This is a genomic window from Marinobacter sp. NFXS9, assembly GCF_040148665.1.
Classification (GTDB): Bacteria; Pseudomonadota; Gammaproteobacteria; order Pseudomonadales; family Oleiphilaceae; genus Marinobacter_A; species Marinobacter_A mangrovi.
The window spans coordinates 1-18410 of record NZ_JAGDDW010000020.1 but is presented as its reverse complement, the minus strand read 5'-3'; the positions used below and the strand labels follow the sequence as shown (position 1 = coordinate 18410).

At 62.5% G+C, this 18410-nt stretch carries 16 protein-coding genes; 14 read left to right on the top strand and 2 right to left on the bottom strand.

The window, feature by feature from the left end:
* The first annotated feature begins 11 nt into the window (after positions 1-11).
* From J3364_RS21260 to J3364_RS21245, 4 genes are read left to right on the top strand one after another with little or no spacing between them, the layout of a single operon-like run.
* A complete protein-coding gene (locus J3364_RS21260; RefSeq protein ID WP_349560155.1) occupies positions 12-497 on the top strand; it encodes a DUF4381 domain-containing protein in 486 nt (161 codons plus the stop codon).
* The gene (locus J3364_RS21255) at positions 491-1501 is read left to right on the top strand and encodes a VWA domain-containing protein (protein WP_349560154.1); all 1011 of its coding nucleotides are present in this window, start codon (positions 491-493) and stop codon (positions 1499-1501) included. Before J3364_RS21260 ends, J3364_RS21255 begins: the two co-directional genes overlap by 7 nt.
* Positions 1494-3356 carry a VWA domain-containing protein gene (locus tag J3364_RS21250; RefSeq protein ID WP_349560153.1) on the top strand — a complete coding sequence of 621 codons (1863 nt, stop codon included), beginning with the start codon at positions 1494-1496 and terminating at the stop codon, positions 3354-3356. The genes J3364_RS21255 and J3364_RS21250 overlap by 8 nt, the downstream gene beginning before the upstream one ends.
* Positions 3350-5125, top strand: coding sequence for a BatD family protein (locus J3364_RS21245; protein WP_349560152.1), 1776 nt, complete (start codon positions 3350-3352; stop codon positions 5123-5125). Before J3364_RS21250 ends, J3364_RS21245 begins: the two co-directional genes overlap by 7 nt.
* Positions 5126-5220: 95 nt before the next feature.
* Here the strand turns inward: J3364_RS21245 and J3364_RS21240 are convergent, their stop codons facing one another.
* Positions 5221-7206, bottom strand: coding sequence for an SDR family oxidoreductase (locus J3364_RS21240; RefSeq protein WP_349560151.1), 1986 nt, complete (start codon positions 7204-7206; stop codon positions 5221-5223).
* 546 nt (positions 7207-7752) lie between these two features.
* Here J3364_RS21240 and J3364_RS21235 point away from each other — a divergent pair.
* Entirely contained in the window at positions 7753-8052 is a 300-nt protein-coding gene (locus J3364_RS21235) for a hypothetical protein (protein ID WP_349560150.1), read from the top strand.
* Between the two features lie 73 nt (positions 8053-8125).
* Positions 8126-10945: an insulinase family protein gene (locus J3364_RS21230; protein WP_349560149.1), complete on the top strand. Its 2820-nt coding sequence runs from the start codon at positions 8126-8128 to the stop codon at positions 10943-10945.
* A 49-nt stretch (positions 10946-10994) separates the two neighbouring features.
* Here J3364_RS21230 and mtnA read toward each other — a convergent pair whose 3' ends face one another.
* On the bottom strand, positions 10995-12068 hold the full coding sequence (gene mtnA / locus J3364_RS21225) for an S-methyl-5-thioribose-1-phosphate isomerase (RefSeq protein ID WP_349560148.1): 1074 nt from the start codon (positions 12066-12068) through the stop codon (positions 10995-10997).
* A gap of 158 nt (positions 12069-12226) precedes the next feature.
* Between mtnA and J3364_RS21220 the strand changes: the two genes are divergently transcribed.
* The 8 genes from J3364_RS21220 to rdgC all read left to right on the top strand — a co-directional run bounded on the left by J3364_RS21220 (position 12227) and on the right by rdgC (position 18227).
* Entirely contained in the window at positions 12227-13558 is a 1332-nt protein-coding gene (locus J3364_RS21220; protein WP_349560147.1) for a TRZ/ATZ family hydrolase, read from the top strand.
* 40 nt (positions 13559-13598) lie between these two features.
* Positions 13599-14324, top strand: coding sequence for a bifunctional 2-polyprenyl-6-hydroxyphenol methylase/3-demethylubiquinol 3-O-methyltransferase UbiG (gene ubiG / locus J3364_RS21215; RefSeq protein ID WP_349560146.1), 726 nt, complete (start codon positions 13599-13601; stop codon positions 14322-14324).
* Positions 14321-15001, top strand: coding sequence for an HAD family hydrolase (locus tag J3364_RS21210; protein WP_349560145.1), 681 nt, complete (start codon positions 14321-14323; stop codon positions 14999-15001). Before ubiG ends, J3364_RS21210 begins: the two co-directional genes overlap by 4 nt.
* 32 nt (positions 15002-15033) lie before the next feature.
* A complete protein-coding gene (locus J3364_RS21205; RefSeq protein ID WP_349560144.1) occupies positions 15034-15777 on the top strand; it encodes a YciK family oxidoreductase in 744 nt (247 codons plus the stop codon).
* A gap of 28 nt (positions 15778-15805) precedes the next feature.
* Positions 15806-16045 (top strand): glutaredoxin family protein, encoded by a 240-nt coding sequence (locus J3364_RS21200; RefSeq protein ID WP_203141916.1) that lies wholly within the window; start codon positions 15806-15808, stop codon positions 16043-16045.
* Positions 16046-16147: 102 nt separating this feature from the next.
* Positions 16148-16921 (top strand): peroxide stress protein YaaA, encoded by a 774-nt coding sequence (yaaA, locus tag J3364_RS21195; protein ID WP_349560143.1) that lies wholly within the window; start codon positions 16148-16150, stop codon positions 16919-16921.
* A gap of 9 nt (positions 16922-16930) precedes the next feature.
* On the top strand, positions 16931-17131 hold the full coding sequence (locus J3364_RS21190) for a DUF2788 domain-containing protein (protein WP_123634951.1): 201 nt from the start codon (positions 16931-16933) through the stop codon (positions 17129-17131).
* Between the two features lie 157 nt (positions 17132-17288).
* The gene (gene rdgC, locus J3364_RS21185) at positions 17289-18227 is read left to right on the top strand and encodes a recombination-associated protein RdgC (RefSeq protein ID WP_203141799.1); all 939 of its coding nucleotides are present in this window, start codon (positions 17289-17291) and stop codon (positions 18225-18227) included.
* Positions 18228-18410 lie beyond the last annotated feature (183 nt).

The window sequence follows — 18410 nt, the reverse complement described above, 5'->3', positions numbered from 1 at the left end:
ACAACAACAGCATGACACAGGCAGTACAACAACCCATGAACCAGGGCGATCCTCTCGCACAACTGCGGGACATCCACCTGCCCGAGCCCGGCGGCTTCTGGCCGCCCGCGCCCGGCTGGTGGATTCTTGCCGCGCTGGTGCTGATTCTGGTGGCCGCCGTCATCTGGTGGTCCTGGCGCCGGCACCGGCGCAACCGCTGGATTCGCGACGCCAAACAGGAATTGGCCCGGCTCAGTGCCTCGGCCCGGTCCGACAACGACTGGTTTACCGAGCTCAATGCCCTGCTCAAACGCTGCGCCCGTCAGCGCTACCCGGACCAGCATCCGGATGCCCTGAGCGGGTCGCAGTGGTCCGATTTTCTCGCCCGCACCGAACCGACGCTGGAGCGCCAGCAGGTGGAAGCCCTCGTGAATGCCGCCTGGCGCCCATCGCCGGGCATCGAACCGGACCAGGCCCGCGCGCTGGCTGAACGCTGGCTGGGAGGGCAGAAATGCTGAGTTTTGCCTATCCCTGGCTGTTGCTGCTGGTGCTGCTGCCATTGCTCTGGTGGCGGCGTCGCAAGACCGATGCCGACCAGGTGGCCGCGCCGGCCATTCCCGTGGGGCACTGGCTGGCCGACCTGCCCGGTGTCAGCCGCAGCGGCAATGCCCGCAGCCTCTGGCAGAAGGTCATACTACTGGTGGCGTGGATGCTGCTGGTCGCTGCCCTTGCCCGTCCGCAGTACATCGGCGAAGGCGTTAACCTGCCCGTCACCGGTCGCGACTTGCTGATGGCGGTGGACATCTCACCGAGTATGGAAGAGGAGGACATGATCGTGGGCCAGCGCCAGGTGAACCGGCTGACGGCGGTCAAGAATGTCCTCGATGAATTCATCAAGCGCCGGGAAGGCGATCGCCTCGGGCTGCTGCTGTTCGGCACCCAGCCTTACATCCAGGCGCCGCTGTCGTTCGACCACGAGACCATCCAGACGCTGTTGCAGGAAGCGCAGTTGGGTATGGCGGGCCGGGCCACGGCGATTGGCGATGCCATTGGCCTGGCGGTGAAACGCCTGCGGGACCGCCCGCAGGAGCAGCGGGTGCTGATCCTGCTTACCGACGGCGCCAACACGGCTGGCGAAGTCAGCCCCGACAAGGCCGCCGAAATCGCCGCGGCCGCCGGCGTGCGCATCTACACCATCGGCATTGGCGCAGAGGCCATGTTGCAACGCGGCTTCCTGGGTACCCGCAAGATCAACCCGTCCCGGGACCTGGACGAAGACCTGCTCAAGCGTATTGCCAGCCAGACCGGCGGCCAGTATTTCCGCGCCCGCAGCACCCCGGAGCTGGAATCCATCTACGAAACCATCAACAAACTGGAGCCGATCGAACTGGAAGGCAAACAGTATCGCCCCACCACCGATCTGTTCTACTGGCCGGCGGGCCTGGCCGTGGCCCTGTTGCTGATCGGTCAATTGCTGTCCCACGTGCGCCGGCGCGAGATTCCGGAGGTGAGTCATGGCTGACTTCCACTTCGTGCGCCCCCTGTGGCTTCTGCTTCTGGTGCTGCTACCGCTGATTCCCTTCCTGCTGCGTTTTCAGGGTGAAGGTCAGAGCGGTTGGTCCCGGGTGATCCCCGAGGCGCTGCTGCGGCCGTTGCTGGGGGAAGCGGTGGAGCAGAACGCTCGCCGTAAACGCCCGGGCATTATCCTGGGCACCTTGGTGATCGCCTGCGCCCTGGCCCTGTCCGGCCCCAGTTGGCGCGAGGCGCCCACGCCCCTGATGCAGGAAAACGACAGCCTGGTGGTGGTGCTCGACCTGTCCCTGTCGATGCTGGCCCAGGATGTGGATCCGGACCGGCTGACCCAGGCCAAGCGCAAGATCCGCGACATCCTGGCCCAGCGCGGGAGCAGCTTCACGGCGCTGGTGGTCTACTCCGGCGACGCCCATGTGGTCACACCTCTGACCGATGACGGCCGCACCATCGAAAGCCTGCTGGATGTGATCGATCCCTTCATGATGCCCGCCAGCGGTAACCGCGCCGACCTGGGCGTGGAAGAGGCCGAACAGTTGCTGGATCAGGGCGCGCCCGGCAAAGGTCGCATCCTGCTGGTCACCGATGCCCTGCGCGCCAGCGACTACCAGTCCATCCGCGAGACCCTGCAGGGCTCGCCCTACAACCTCAGCACCCTGGTGGTGGGCACCCGCGAAGGCGGCCCGATACCGTTGCCCAAGCGCGGTTTTATCCGGGACGGCGACCACGTGGTGATCGCCAAGGCGCAGCCGGATCGACTCGCCCAGCTGGCCAGCGCCACGGGCGGTCTCAGTTCGCCGGTCACACTGGACGACGACGATATCCGCACCCTGGAACTGCGGTCACAAGACAGCGACGACTGGCAGGAAAGCAAGCGTGACCTGACGGTCAAACGCTGGAAGGACGACGGCTACTGGCTGCTGTGGCTGGCTGTGCCGCTCGCCCTGGTCGCCTGGCGCCGCGGTGCCCTGCTGCTGATTCCGCTGGTGCTGCTGCCGCTGATGCCACAGCCCGCCCAGGCGATGGACTGGGACGACTGGTGGAGCCGCCCGGACCAGCGCGCCGAGGAACTGATCCAGAAGGACCCGGCGGTCGCCGCCGATAAACTGGACGACAGCGACTGGAAAGGTTCTGCCCTGTACCGGGCCGGCGACTACGGCCGCGCGGCCGATGCGTTCGCCAAGGCGGATTCGGCGGATGCCCAATACAACCGCGGCAACGCCCTGGCTCGCAAAGGCAACCTCAAAGACGCCCTGGCCGCCTACGACAAGGCGCTCGAGAGAAATCCGGACAACCAGGACGCCCGATTCAACCGCGACCTGGTGAAGAAACTGCTGGAGCAACAGCAAAAACAGCAGCAAAAGCAGAATCAACAGAACCAGCAGAATCAGGACAACAAGCAGTCTGACCAGAAGCAGAAACAGCAGGGCCAGTCCGGCCAGGGGCAGCAGAACAAGCCCAACCAGGACCCGTCCTCTTCGCAACAACAGCAGAACGGCCAGCAGGGGCAGAACCCGTCCCAGCAGGACCAGAACGCCGACAAGGGCAAGCAGGGAGAGCAGAATCAATCCCAGCAGCAATCTGGCCAGCAAAAACAGGACGATCAGCAATCCCAAGGCCAGTCCGCCCAGCAACAGGGGCAGTCCGGCGAGAAATCCGGCCAGGAAGCCCAGGCCGAACCCCAGCCTGCCTACAAGGCCGGCGATGAAAAGCAACTGACCCAGAGCCAGGAACAATGGCTTCGGCGGATACCGGACGACCCGTCCGGCCTGATGCGCCGCAAATTCCTTTACCAATACCGTGAGCGCGGCAACCAGCAACAAATGGAAGGCGATACACCATGGTAAATCACGTCCGGCAGATGCTCCTGCTGATCCTGATGGCCCTTGTCACGACCCACACCTGGGCGGACGAGAAAGGAACGCTCGACGTTCACGTGGATCGGAAGACCCTGCACGAGAATCAGACCCTGACATTAACGGTCAAGGGCGAGATGCCGTTCTCCATGGACCTGGACATGCTGTTCAACATCGGCGATCTGGAGCTGCCCTCCCCCGAAGAGGATGCGCTGAAGGAGAACTTCGAGATTCTCAGCAAGCACCAGAAGTACAGCCTGCGCTCGGTCAACGGCGACGCCACGGCCATCGTCACCTGGATCTACGAACTGGCGCCGAAGAAAACGGGGCAGTTGGAAATCCCCTCGCTGAAATTCCGTGAGACCCATTCCAACCCCGTGACCATCACTGTCGAGCCCGGTGACGCCCCCGCGCCGGACGGTACCGCCCGCCCCGCCTTTGTCGAGGTGGAAACGGACAAGGATTCGGTTTACGTGCAGGAGCAACTGATCCTGACCGTGCGCCTGTTCTACCGGGGCAACCTGATCCGCGGCGACCTGAGCCAGCCGGACCAAGGGGATGCGATCGTCGAATCCATGGGCGAACAGCAGGAATACGCCCGGGTCCGCAACAACGTGCGTTATCGCGTGGTGGAACGGCGCTACGCCATCTACCCGCAGTCGGCCGGCACACTGACCATCGACGGCATCAAGTTCAACGGCCAGGCCCGCGACGACTCCGGCAACCTGACCTTCCTGCGGGATGCGGCCGACCCGCTCGAGATTCCGGTCAAGGGCATTCCCGCCAGCTTCACCGGCGACACCTGGCTGCCGGCCAGCAGTCTGGAATTGTCCCAGGACTGGAGCGATCCCAGCAGCACCCTCAAGGCCGGCAAGAGCGTGACCCGGACACTGACCCTGAACGCCCTGGGCCTGCTGGGCTCCGCGCTGCCGCCGCTCAATGTCGAATACCCGGACGCCGTGCGCAGCTACCCGGACAAGCCGGACCTGAAATCCAACGTGGACAACCGCACGGTCACCTCCTCGCGCACCGAGAGTACGGCGCTGGTGGCGGTCAAACCGGGCCAGATTACCCTGCCGGAAGTCCGCGTGCCCTGGTGGGACACTGTGAACGACAAGGAGCGTGTGGCCGTCATCCCGGCCCGCACGGTGACCATCACCGACAGCGCCGGCGTGGCGGCAACCCCACCAGCCGCCAAGAACTCGCCGTCGTCGCCGGACAAGGCCGAGCCGGTCGTTGCCAAAACCCGGGACACATCGATGGACGAATCGCCACAGCCCCTGCACTCACCGCTGGACAACACCTGGCTGTGGCTCGCCGTGGCGTTGGGCACCGGTTGGGCACTGACGGTCGTGTTCTGGTGGCTCAACCGCCGCCGTGCGACGGACCCGTCCGGTGAAAGCGGTCCACAAGGTGATCCGGCGGAAGCGGCGCTTTATGCGGATCTGGAAAAAGCCGCCCGCGCCGGAGAAGCCCAAACGCTCAGTCTGCTGCCACGGTGGGCCCGCCAACGATTCGGCAACCAACATCTGCGCAGCGCCGGCGATGTGGTTCGCTTCAGCACCGACGAAACCCTGGCGGAAGAATTGGAGAAGCTGCAGGAGCGACTGTATGGCGGCAAGTCTTCAGAGACCCGCTGGCAACCCGAGCCCCTGCTCCAAGCCCTCCAGCGGCTGCGCGATCGCCCCCTGCAACAGGCCTCGCCGGGGCTGGCACCGCTGTATCCGTCGAGTCTAAAAGCGGGCAGTGCCAACACCTGAACGGGAGCGGCCCGCCTGACGCCTGACCGGGCGTTTCCATCGCCCATAAAAAAACCGGAGGCCACGCCTCCGGTTTTTTTGTTGCCCGACAAAACCTACCAGTAAATCCCGCGCATGATGGCCGCGAACGCCACCTGCTCGGTCGATACCTTGGGTTTCTCACCGCTGCGCGAACCGGAAGCCGCGGCGGAATCCGGGAACATGCGGTAGCCGGTATTCATCACGATTTCACCCAGCTTCGGTGCCAAGGCGTTCAGCACCTGGGCGAAGGTGCCCAGACGGGTCGCGATGCGCTTGGGTCGATGGATGATCGCCTGGGCCACCATGTCGGCCGCTTCGTCCGGTGTCAGCGTCGGCACCTGATCGTAGATCTTGGTGGGCGCGATCATCGGCGTTTTCACCAGCGGCATGTTGATGGTGGTGAAGGTCACGTTGCGATCAGACCATTCAGCCGCGGCACAGCGACTGAAGGCATCCAGCGCGGACTTGGACGCCACGTACGCCGAGAAGCGCGGAGCGTTGGTCAGCACGCCGATGGATGAAATGTTCACGATGTGGCCGCGACGCTGCTCCAGCATCTTCGGTGCGAAGCCCATGATCAGGCGGACCGAACCGAAGTAGTTGAGCTGCATGGTGCGCTCGAAGTCATGGAACCGGTCGAACGACAGGTCCAGCGACCGGCGGATCGAGCGACCGGCGTTGTTGACCAGCACGTCCACCTGCCCGTGGTTGTCCAGCACGGTGCTGACAAATTGATCGCAGGCCTCCATATCGGAGAAATCGCACTGGTACGGATGCACGCTGGCTCCGCGGGATTCCAGTTCAGCGGCCACTTCTTTCAGGCGTTCCGGCTTGCGGGCACCGATCACCAGGATCGCGCCGGCATCCGCCAGCTTCTGGGCGGTGGCCAGGCCGATGCCGGAGGTGGCGCCAGTGATGACACACACGCGGCCTTCGACGGTGCCTTTCAGGGTGCGGTCCTTGAACAGGTCCGGATCCAGGTGGCGCTCCCAGAAGTCCCACACCACCGGTGCGTAATCGGTCAGGCGCGGCACTTCGATGCCGGTGCCCTTCAGCACGCGCTCGGTCTCACGGGCGTCGAACCGGGTCGGGTAATTCACGAACGACAGCACCGACGGCGGGATGCCCATGTCGTCCAGCACCGCACTGGTGATGCGTTTCACCGGCGGCAGGTTCTTCAGGCTCTGGCGGATAAACGGCGGCACGAAGCCGAACATGCGGCTGTCGATCCGCATCGCCATACGCGGCGCGTGACCGGCCTCGCAGAAGATGTTGAGGATCTCGCCCACTTTGTAGGGGTCGGAATCCACCAGATGGAAGCAGTTGCCGTCCTCGCCATCCAGGTGGGCAATGTGATCCAACGCGGCCACGACGAAATCGACCGGTACGATGTTGAGCCGGCCGCCTTCGATACCAATGGTCGGCATCCACTGCGGCAGCGCCGAGCGGATTTTCTGGATCATCTTGAAGAAGTAATAAGGGCCGTCGACCTTATCCATCTCACCGGTCCTGGAATGGCCGATGACCATACCCGGACGGTAGATGCGGAATGGCACCGTGCACTCGTAGCGCACCACCCGTTCGCTGTCGTGTTTGGTCTTGAGGTAGGGGTGATCGAGCTTCTCGGCCTCCTCGAACATATCCTCACGGAAAGTGCCCTTGAACAGGCCGGCCGCCGCAATGGAAGACACGTGGTGGAAGCAACCGGCATCCATGGCCGAAGCCGCGGCGATTGCCTGATGTGTGCCGTCGATGTTGGCCGCGCGCTGGGACTCTTCGTCCGCGCCCATGTCGTATACCGCTGCCAGGTGGAAGAAGTGGCGGATGTGCCCCTTCAACGACTTGAGCACGTCGCCATCAATGCCCAACTGCGGTTTGGTGAGATCGCCCACCACCGGCTTGATCCGTGTCTCGTCGACGCCGCAACGCTCACGCAGCCGGTCGATTTTTTCCAGTGACTCCTCGCGTACGAGCAGGTGCACGGTACCGCCTCGTGCGAGCAGTTTCTCTACCAGGAACCGCCCAATGAATCCGGTTCCACCCGTCAGGAAATAGTCCATAGTTTGCCCATCCACTTATTGCTTTTATTTGGAATCCACCACCCTCAACGTACGCTGACGGCTGCAGGCCTGTGGTCGCCTGCACGTCTCGATCAGCATCGCTGTGGGGACAGCTGGAGGACTCCCTCTCCATGATCCGCCGTGGCGTGCGTACCCCGGCAAGATCGGTCGCATTGTACGCAATTGTTTTTTGCAAGTATTGTACTTTATTAGAGCTTTTACTCCGTGTAATTCACTGTTTTTGCTAGATTAATTACTCTAATTTCTTGAGAGGGATCTGGGGCAGGTACACCTCCCGGGCCCGGGGCGACGGGACGTAACAGCGCATTCGGGACACCTCTCAAATGAGCCTAGCACAGCGTCCACCAGGCGCATGGCGCCTGTGTACTGAATTTGATTTGGGTCGCATCCCTTCCACAACTGTGCGCGGGCTTGCGGACCATGCACAATGGACCAGCCAGGCCTTGCAGAATTCCCTGCGCAGACGGGACACAATGATGTTGCAATGACATAATCCGCGACCTTTGAACTTTTCGGGAGCACACCATGTCTGAGAAAAACGCCCATTCCGAGCGCTATATCAAGATCGCCCGGGCCTGCCTGAAGGCCATCAACGATTCCGGCACCGGCGGCGAGAGTCGGGAAGAGAAGATCCAGAAGGTCTACGACGCCATCGACGACGCCTTCCAGGCCGAGTTCAGCGATTACCGTCAGTCCCTGGCGGTCATGGGGTCGGTGCTCGAGCGGATCGCTTCCGGCGAACTCAGCGGCGAGTCGGCCTCGGAATTGGCCCGTAAGACCCTGGCGGGTTCCGGCCATAATGTCGCGAACCGGCCCATTCACTGAGCATTGATTGTCAGGCGATCATGCCCCAGCGTGGTCGCCACACTATTTTGAACTTGGGAAAAGGAGTGTTGTGTTGATCGGCCACAGGTCCCCGTTTCGTTTACTGGTCCTCCTGCTGTTTGTCACCCTGCCCCACCTGGCGCTCGCTGCGACGACGCCGATCAAGAGCCCCAATGACGACAGCCAATACCGCTACCTGGAGCTGGACAACGGCCTGCAAGTGCTCCTGATTTCCGATCCGGATGCGGACAAGGGAGCGGCCGCCATGAACGTGGCCGTGGGCAGCGGCAATGACCCGGAAAATCGCCAGGGTCTCGCCCACTTCCTGGAGCACATGCTCTTCCTGGGCACCCAGAAATACCCCAAACCGGGTGAATACCAGCAGTTCATTACCAGCCACGGTGGCAGCCACAACGCGTTCACGGCGTTCCGGGACACCAACTTCTTCTTCGATATCCAGGCCGATTCGCTGGAGCCCGCGCTGGATCGCTTTGCCCAGCAGTTCTCCGCGCCGCTGTTTACCGCCGATCTGGTGGAACGTGAAAAGCACGCCGTGAATTCCGAGTATTCGTCCAAACTGAAAGACGACGGACGCCGCTATTTCTCGGCAGAGAAAGCCATCTACAATCCGGAACACCCTTCCAGCCGGTTTGCCGTCGGCAGCCTGGATACCCTGGCCGATCGCCCGAATGACCCGGTCCGGGAAGATCTGGTGAATTTCTGGAAGACCCACTACTCCGCCAACCTGATGACCCTGGTGGTCTACGGCAAGCAGTCCCTGGATGGCCTGGAAAAGATGGTTCGCCCGCGTTTCTCCGCTATCGAAAACCGCCACCTGGAAAAGACCGATTACAGCGCACCGCTGTTCAAACCGGGTTTCCTGCCGGCCTTTATGCAGGTCCAGTCCCTGAAAGACGTGCGCCAGCTGGATCTCTCCTTCCCGATGCCGTCGATGGAAGAAGACTACGCGGACAAACCGGCGGGCTATGTCGCCAACCTGATTGGTCATGAGGGCCAGGGCAGCCTCCTCAACGTGCTGAAGAACGCCGGGCTGGCCGACAGTCTTTCCGCCGGGCAGGGCCAGGATGACGGCCACCAGACCAGCTTCAACATCAGCATGTCGCTGACGCCGAAAGGGGCGGACAACTGGAAAACGGTGGTCGCGCTGACGTTCGACTACATCGACCAGATCCGTAAGGACGGCATCCAGAAGACCTACTACGACGAACTGCGGCAGCTCTCGGACATTGGCTTCCGCTTCCAGGAGAAGTCGTCGCCGATCCACAAGGTCAGCTCGCTGGCCATGCAGCTTCAGCGCGTGGCGCCGAAAGACGTGCTGCAGGCGCCCTACATGATGCAGGACTACACGCCCGAGAAATACCGGGACGTGCTCAAGCGACTGACGCCGGACAATGCGCTGATCTCCCTGATGACCCCCGAAGCCCTGCCGGACGACGCACCCAAGACGACCTGGTACGACACGCCCTATCAGGTGCAGTCGTTCAACGCCGCCAGTCTGGATGACGCCCCGAAAAACCTGGTGGCCCAGTTGGGCTTGCCGGCACCTAACCCGTTCATCCCGGAAAACTTTGGCATGGTGGACGGCAAGACCATGGATCACCCGATTGCCCTTTCCGGCCAGGGAGCTCCCAAGGTCTGGTACGCGCGCGACAAGCGCTTTGGCGCCCCCAAGGCCGACGTGTATTTGAGCCTGCGCTCGCCCCTGACCCGGGATTCCGCGCGTGGTCAGGTGCTGACCAGCCTGTTGGTGGACAGCATCAAGGATAACCTGAACGCGTACGCCTACCCGGCCCAGCTCGCCGGCCTGGATTACGCCGTCTACAACCATCTGCGGGGCATGACCCTCCGTGTGAGCGGCTACGACGACAAGCTGCACGTGCTGCTGCGTCGCATCATGAACCAGGTGGCGCACCCGGACATCGACGCCCAGCGTTTCCAGATCAACCGGGAACAGCTGATCGATGACCTGCGCAACCAGAAGAAGAGCAAGCCGGTCCAGCAGGCGGCCATGAAGCTGCAGAGCGCCCTGATCGAAGGCGCCTGGTCGGTGGATGACAAGCTGGCTGCGGCCAATGCGGTCACGCTGTCCGACCTGCGCGAATTCGCCCGTCAGTTCCTGGCGGAGGTGGATCCGGTGATGCTGGCTCACGGCAACCTGACTGAAGCCGCCGCCATGAACCTGCAGCGTCAGGCCAACGCCATCCTGTTCAGCGACAGCACCATCGACGACGTGCCCCGCAGCGGAGTTCGCCAGCTGCCCAAGGGCGAGTTGTCGGTGAACCTGCAGGTCGACCACCCGGACACCGGCTATGCGCTGTACCTGCAGGGTGACTCAACGGATTTCGACGAGCGGGCCCGCTTCAGCGTTCTGGCGCAGATTATCGGCGCGCCCTTCTATGAGAGCCTGCGCACCCAGCAGCAGTTGGGCTACATCGTCTCCGCGTCGTCCTTCGAGATGCTGGAGGTCCCGGCCCTGGGCTTCATGATCCAGTCGCCCAAGGCCAGCGCCGCCGCCATCGACCAGGCGGTCAGTGATTTCCTGAAAGGTTTCGACAATAAGCTCGCCGACTTGAGCAAAGCCGACCTGGAGCGGGAAAAGCAGGCCGTCCTGAGCCAGCTGCTGGCGCAGGATCGTCGTTTGAGCGAGGTGTCCGAGCGTTACTGGCAGGAGATCGACCGGGGCGAGTTCGATTTCGACAGTCGTGAGCAACTGGCCAAGGCCATCCGCAACGTCACCCTGGACGACGTGCTCAAGACCTACCGCCAGACCATCGAACCACGACTGCACAGTCTGCGCGTGTCCACCGGCGCTGAGAAAAAGGCCGATGACAGCGCCCTCGCCCAGCTGCGCAGCGCGCCGTTCGTTTACTGAAAGCCCTCTCGACCAGCCCGGCGGTAAGGCCGGGCTGGTCACACGTCCTTTAGCGACTGCCGAACATTGCCGTCATCCGTTCCGCATCCGGCTTCTCGATCACCCCTTTCTCCGTCACGATGGCGTCAATCAATTCTGCCGGCGTCACATCAAAGACCGGGTTGTAGACCGGCACCTTTCCCGGCGCAATCGCCACGCCGCGCACGGACCGGACTTCGGTACCGTCCCGCTCTTCAATGGGAATGTCCGCGCCGGAATGCAGCGCCATGTCGACCGTGCTGGAAGGCGCTACCACCATAAAGCGCACCCCATGATGGCGCGCCAGGATCGCCAGGCTGTAGGTGCCGATCTTGTTGGCGACGTCGCCGTTGGCGGTAATCCGGTCCGCCCCGACGATCACCCAGCGAACCTCGCCCTGACGCAGGATCTGGGCGGCGGCGCTGTCGGCATTCAACGTGACGGGGATGCCTTCCTGTTGCAGTTCCCAGGCCGTCAGGCGGCTGCCCTGCAACCAGGGGCGGGTCTCGTCGGCGTAAACCCGCGTGAGCCGATCGGCGTGCCAGAGGCTGCGCACCACGCCCAGTGCCGTACCATAGCCACCGGTAGCCAACGCGCCGGTGTTGCAGTGGGTCAGCACAGCGAAAGGCGACTCTTCCATAATGGACAGCGCGTGGCGACCCATCAGCCGGTTGGCGGCCACATCCTCGGCGTGGATGGCCTCGGCTTCGCCGGTCAGGCTGGCAATCGCTTCATCCGGCGCCTGACAAGCCTGCAGCCGGGTCTTCATCCGCTCCAGCGCCCAGAACAGGTTGACGGCGGTGGGCCGGGAGGCGGCCAGGACATCGATCGCCTCGCCAATCGCGCCTTTCCAGTCGTCCTTCACCCGTGCCTGGATCGCCGCCAGCACCACACCGTAGGCCGCGCTGATCCCAATGGCCGGTGCGCCACGAACCACCATGTCCCGGATGGCATCGGCAACGCCGTGGGGGTCCTGGTAGGTCAGCCAGATCTCCTGGTCTGGCAGCAGGCGCTGGTCGAGCAATGCCAGGTGGTCGCCGTGCCAGAGAATGGCCAGGGTGCCGAGGCTGTCGGGACTGGGCGTCTGTGGGGTATTGTCAGTCATGAAAAAGCGTCCTGAAATTGAGGGCTTACTGGTCCGGATTATAACGCTTCAGGGCCGCCCGGAGCACCCGGATTGCTGGTTCCACCGGTCGGACGTCGCTATACTGGCGAGCATACCGGCCCGCGCCGACATTCCATGGAAACCCAACCAGGACAGGCATGACCGCAGACACCATTACCGCTGTCGATACCCGCATCAACGCACGCTGGATTATTCCGGTGGTTCCCGCCGGCACCGTCCTCAATCATCACGCCCTGCTGATCCAGGGCGGGCGTATTGAAGCCATCGTGCCGCAGGACGAAGCCGACCGTCGCTTCCATGCCCGGGAAGCCCTCGATCTCAACGATCATGTGCTGTTGCCGGGTCTGGTTAATGCCCACGGGCACGCCGCCATGTCGCTGATGCGCGGGCTGGCCGATGACCTGCCGCTGATGACCTGGCTGAACGACCACATCTGGCCGGCCGAGGCCAAGTTCATCAGCGACGACTTCATTGCCGACGGCACGCGACTGGCGATTGCGGAAATGCTGCGTACCGGCACCACCTGCTTCTCGGACATGTACTTCTTCCCGGAGGTGGCCGCCCAGGTGTCGACGGATGTCGGCATTCGCAGCCAGATCTGCTTTCCGGTCCTCGATTTCCCCACGGCCTGGGGCGATGGGCCGGACACCTACCTGAAAAAAGGCGCGGACCTGATCGACCACTGGGGCGATCACAGTCATACCCGGATCGCCATCGGGCCGCATGCGCCCTATACCGTCTCCGACGGGCCTTTGAAGGACATTGTCAGCCTCGCTGCGGACAAGCAGGCGGCGATCCAGATCCACCTGCACGAAACCGCCTTCGAAGTCGCCGACGCCCTTGAGAAATCCGGCACACGCCCGACCCAGCGTCTCGCGGATCTGGGCCTGCTGTCCCCCGGCACCCAGTGTGTCCACATGACGCAGGTGGACGGCAGCGACCTGACGTTAATGGCGGAGAGCGGCGCCCACGTGGTCCATTGCCCGGAATCCAACCTGAAACTGGCCAGCGGCTTCTGCCCGGTGGATAAGCTCCAAAAAGCGGGCGTGAACGTGGCCATCGGCACGGACGGCGCTGCCAGCAACAACGACCTGGATCTGTTCGGCGAAGTCAGTACCGCTGCGCTGCTGGCCAAGGCGGTGGCCGAGGACGCCGCGGCCCTGTCCGCCCACGATGCGCTGGCCATGGCCACCATCAATGGGGCCCGGGCGCTGGGCAGGGAACAGGACATCGGCTCGCTGGAAGCCGGCAAACTGGCGGATGTGATCGCCATCGACCTGAGCGATCCTTTCAACCAGCCGATTTACGACCCGGCCTCGCACCTGATCTACAGCCGCCATGGCCGCCAACTGAGCCACAGCTGGATCGGCGGCGTACCTCAGGTGCAGGACGGCGTCCTGACGCGCATTGACGTACCGGACCTGATGCTGCGGGTCGACCACTGGGCGCAACGCATTCGCCAGGGCTGATCCCCTGACTCGTTATTGTTTTCTCACAGGAAAGACACGAATGAGTGGTAACAACGTAGACCGCAACGAGATTGCCAAATTTGAGGCGCTGGCCAGCCGCTGGTGGGATCCCAACAGCGAGTTCAAGCCGCTGCACGACATCAATCCGCTGCGCCTGAACTACATCGACGAGCGCGCGCCCCTGCCCGGTCGCAAGGTACTGGACGTGGGCTGCGGCGGCGGCCTGCTCAGTGAAGGCATGGCCCAGCGCGGTGCGCACGTCACCGGGATCGACATGGGTGAGGCACCGCTTTCCGTCGCCCGTCTGCACGGTCTCGAATCCGGTATCGAAGTGGACTACCAGCAGATTCCCATCGAAACCCTGGCGGAGGATCCGGCGCACATCGGCCAGTACGACGCCATCACCTGCCTGGAAATGCTGGAACACGTGCCGGAACCGGCCTCGATTATCCAGGCCTGTGCCAAGCTGCTGCGTCCGGGCGGTGACCTGTTCGTCTCCACCATCAACCGCAATCCCAAGTCGTTCCTGTTTGCCATCGTGGGCGCGGAATACGTGCTCAACATGCTGCCTAAAGGAACGCACGAGTGGCGCAAGTTCATCCGGCCCTCAGAGATGTCCGACTTCCTGCGCCACGCCGGATTTGAGGTGAAAGACCTGACCGGCATGACCTTCAATCCGATCACCAAGATCTACAAGCTGGGCCGTGACGTGGACGTCAACTATCTGATGCACGCCAAGCTGGACGACGGGAGCGAGTCGGCGTGAAGCGACCGCGCGCCATCCTGTTTGACCTGGACGGCACCCTGATCGATACGGCGCCGGATTTCATTCGCTGCCTGAACGCCGTGCGCGAACGCTACAAGCTGCCCCACCTGCCCGAGCCCGACATCCGCGAGGCGGTATCCGACGGCGCCCGGGCAATGATCCACGTGGGCTTCGGGCTGACCCCAGAAGACGAGGACTATTTCGATCGGCACAGCGAATTCCTCGATCTCTATGAAAGCGAGATCGCCGTGGAAACCAAACTGTTTCCCGGCATGGCGGATCTGCTGACCTGGCTGGAAGAAAACCGCATTGCCTGGGGCATCGTCACCAATAAACCGCGCCGCTTCAGCGTCCCGCTGCTGCACGCACTGGATCTTCATGACCGCTGCGATGCCCTGGTCTGCCCGGACGACGTGGACCAGCGCAAGCCCCACCCCGAATCCCTGTTCCTGGCCAGCGAGCTGCTGCACATCCCGGCCGCCGACTGCGTCTATGTCGGTGACCATGTGCGCGATATCGAGGCCGGGCGCCGGGCCGGCATGACCACGGTGGCGGCCCGTTACGGCTATATCCGCCACCCTGGCGAAATCCCCGGCTGGCAGGCGGATTTTGTCATCGATTCCGCCGGGCAACTGCTGGCCATGCTGCAGAACCGGTACACTGGAAAGGAAGCCTGAGGGAATCAGGCCCGGATCAAGGAGCGCAGACCATGCAAGATTACAAGGCACCTGCCGACCTGCTGAAAGGTCGCATCATCCTGGTCACCGGCGCCGGTGACGGCATCGGCCGATGCGCCGCCAAGACCTACGCCGCCCATGGGGCGACCGTCATCCTGCTGGGCCGCACCATCAGCAAGCTGGAATCGGTCTATGACGAGATCGAAGCCGCCGGCCACCCGCAACCGGCCATTGTCCCGATGAACCTGGAAGGCGCGGCGGTGAAGGATTACGAGGAGATGGCCATGACCATCGAGGAATCCTTCGGCCAGGTGGACGGCATCCTGCACAATGCCGGCCTGCTCGGCCAGCGCACGCCGATTGAACACTACGATCCGGAAATCTGGGAGCAAGTGATGCGGGTGAACGTCACGGCACCCTTTCTGCTGTCCCGCGCCTTGATTCCGGCCATGCGCAAATCCGACGACGCCTCCATTGTCTTCGTCTCCTCCAGTGTGGGCCGCAAGGCGCGGGCCTACTGGGGCGCCTATTCGGTGTCGAAGTTTGCATTGGAAGGTCTGAGTCAACTCCTGGCCGACGAACTGGACGACGAGCGCCACAACGTGCGGGTGAACAGCCTCAACCCCGGCGCCACCCGCACCAACATGCGCGCCCACGCCTACCCGGCCGAGAACCCGGACAGCAATCCGACGCCGGAAGAGATCATGCCGATGTTCCTCTACCTGATGGGGCCGGACAGCCACGGCGTGACCGGCCAGCAGCTCGACGCGCGGTAACCCTATGAGCCAGGACGCGCTTCATCCCATGCAGCTGGTGTTTTACACCACCGACAACTGCCAACTTTGTGAACTGGCCGAGACGCTGCTCGTACAAACGCCCATGGATCCGCCGATTCCCGTGGACGTGGTGGACATCGCCCAATCCACGGAACTGGTCGCCCGCTATGGCGAGCGCATTCCCGTGTTGCGGCGTGCGGACAACGGCCGCGAACTGGACTGGCCGTTTACCCGGGACGACCTGATGGCGTTTTTGGACAAAGTCTGAACCGATGCGTGAGATAGCCAAACTCAATTTAATAATCAGTATTTTATAATTTATGATTATCGACTATTTCGATAGCCCCTATTCGAGAGCGAGGACCTAATCATGCTGATGGTCATTTCCCCGGCCAAGAACCTGGATTACGAGAGCCCCCTGGCGACGCAGAAATACACCCAGCCGGCTTTCCTGGACGACGCCTGCGAACTGATCGACCAGCTCAAGACCCTGGAGCCGCATCAGGTCAGCAACCTGATGGGCATCAGCGACAAGCTGGGCCAGCTGAACGCCGAGCGCTATCAACAGTGGCATACGCCATTTTCGCCAGACAATGCCCGACCGGCCGTCCTGGCGTTCAACGGCGACGTATACACCGGCCTGGACGCGCCGTCTTTCAACGACCGGGATTTCGAGTTTGCCCAGGATCACCTGCGCATTCTGTCCGGTCTCTATGGCATCCTGCGTCCGCTGGACCTGATGCAGCCGTATCGGCTGGAGATGGGCACCCGGTTCGAGAACAAACGCGGCAAGGATCTGTATGCCTTCTGGGGCAACAAGCTGACCATGGCGCTCAATGACGAACTGGCGGATGAAGGCCAGGTTCTGATCAACCTGGCGTCCAACGAGTACTTCAAGAGCGTCAAGAAGAAGGAACTGGACGGTCGCATCATCACGCCGCAGTTCAAGGACTGGAAGAACGGTCAGTACAAGATGATCAGCTTTTATGCGAAGAAAGCCCGCGGACTGATGTGTGCCTACGCCATCAAGAACCGCATCAACGATCCGGAAGCCCTCAAGCAATTCGACTCGGCGGGCTATTACTTCAGCGAAGAACAATCTAGCGGCGACAACTGGGTCTTCCTGCGGGACGAACCGGCCTGATCAGCATCCATGAACGAAGCCCTGTTTTCCGAGATCGCCCTCTATGTCCTGTTGACGGCCTTGATCGCCTACATGGGCTTCATCGTCTGGGACCTGGCCAAACGCTCCAAAGCCGGACGCTTCGGCACCGCGATTCTGTTCGTGGTGCTGGGCGCCGGCGTTGTAGGCTTCGTCATCAAGACGATCCTGGTTGAAACGATGGATTTCTGAGCCCACTCAACCCCTTGTCCAAACGGCGTTCGACCGTCCGCAATTTCGACACTGACCTTTGCGGTCGCTTTGTGCTTCAATGCGCACATATCTTTTGCCGGAGCCGTCCCTCCGGCCATCAAGTTCCAATAACCATTCAACTCAGGGAAACATCTGAATGTGGTTTCGTAATGCCCGTATCTACCGATTCACCAAACCGTTCACCGTGTCCGCCGAAGAGCTGGAACGTCAGTTGGGTGAATCCGCCTTTAAACCCTGCGGTCCGCAGGAGTCTTTCCGTCAGGGTTGGGTCCCGCCGCTGGGTCGCCATGGCCAGCAACTGGTACACAGCGCCAATGGCTATCACCTGATTGCCCTGCGCAAGGAAGAGCGTGTTCTGCCCGCCGCGGTGCTCAAGGAAGCCGTGACGGAAAGGGTCGAGATGATTGAAGCGGAGCAAATGCGCAAGGTTCCGCGCAAGGAAAAGGACGAGATCAAGGAGCAGCTGACCCAGGAAATGCTGCCACGGGCCTTTACCAAGTCCAAGCGCACGTTTGCCTACCTGGCACCGCAGGACGGCTTCATGATTGTCGACGCCGGGTCCGACAAGCAGGCCGAGGAAATCGCCACCACCCTGCGCAAGTGCATCGGCTCCCTGCCGATCCGCCCGCCCGCGCTGGAACAAGCACCGACCTTTACCTTCTCCGGCTGGCTGAGCGAAACCATCGACCTGCCCTCGACCTTCTCACTGGGCAACGAATGCGAACTCAAGGACACCAGCGAAGACGGGGGCGTGGTCCGCTGCAAGGGCCTGGACCTGCTGGGCGACGAAATCCGCAACCACCTCAACGCCGGCATGCAGGTGACCAAGCTGTCCCTGGGCTGGGAAGACAGCCTGACCTTTGTACTGGACGAAGAACTGGCCCTGCGCCGCCTCAAGTTCGGCGACACCTTCCAGGAAAAACTGGACGACGTGGACGCCGATGACGCCGCCGCCAAGTTCGATGCTGCGTTCACGCTGATGACACTGGAACTGGCGCGCCTGATTCCGGCACTGCTGGAAGCGCTGGGCGGTGAGGATCGTTCGGCGATCGTGGATGAGGAAGAAGCGGCGTAATTCCGGTTAAACGCAACGCCTCCATGCCCCTCGGTCTGGTCGAACAGAAGCGTTATCGTAGATACCATCTGTCCCTACAGTCCTCAATGGGCTTACGCTGCCCACTGAGGATCGTAGCCTTGCTGGTGCTTCAGCACGCCGTAGGCCATCTGCACCAGTTTCCGCATAGCGGCGCCCAAGGCG